This window comes from Paracraurococcus ruber (assembly GCF_004353985.1).
Lineage (GTDB): Bacteria > Pseudomonadota > Alphaproteobacteria > Acetobacterales > Acetobacteraceae > Paracraurococcus > Paracraurococcus ruber.
Map to the genome: position 1 here is coordinate 1 of NZ_SMOA01000677.1, position 542 is coordinate 542.

General features: G+C 81.9%; 1 protein-coding gene. It reads left to right on the forward strand.

The window, feature by feature from the left end; genetic code table 11:
* Window positions 1–542 (forward strand): hypothetical protein (locus E2C05_RS33825; protein WP_456306553.1); only part of this gene is annotated, 542 nt, incomplete at both ends.

Genomic DNA, 542 nt, shown 5'->3' on the forward strand with positions numbered 1-542 from the left:
GACCGGCGCGGCGCTGCGCGACCTGCAGCCGCGGCTGGCGGGCGCGGAGGCGGCGCTGGCCCTGCTGCGCCGCGCCGCCCGGCCGGCCTATGCCGGGCAGGACACGCTGGCGACGCTGGAAGGGCCGGTCGCCGCCGCCATCGATCTCTGCCTGCCTCTGCCGGGGGCCGGGCTGTGGCTCAGCGGCTGGCTGCTGGACCCGGCGCGGCGCCTGGCCGGGCTGGCGGTGCAGGCGCCCGGCGGCTTCGCCGCCGACCTGCCGCCGCGCTGGGTCCGGGTGGAGCGGCCCGATGTGGCGCAGGGCTTCGCCGCCGACCCGCGCTTCGCCGGGCTGGACGGCGTGCGGCACGGCTTCGCCGCCTTCCTGCCGGGCGACGCGCCGGCGGGGCGGGAGGGCTGGCACCTGGCGCTTGAGACGGCGGAGGGCGCGGTCGGCTACCTGCCGCTCCGCCCGGCGCCGGCGGCGGCGCGGGATGCGCTGCGCCGCGCCGCGGCGCTGGTGGACCTGCACAAGCCGAGCGGCCAGGCGGTGGCGACCCGCG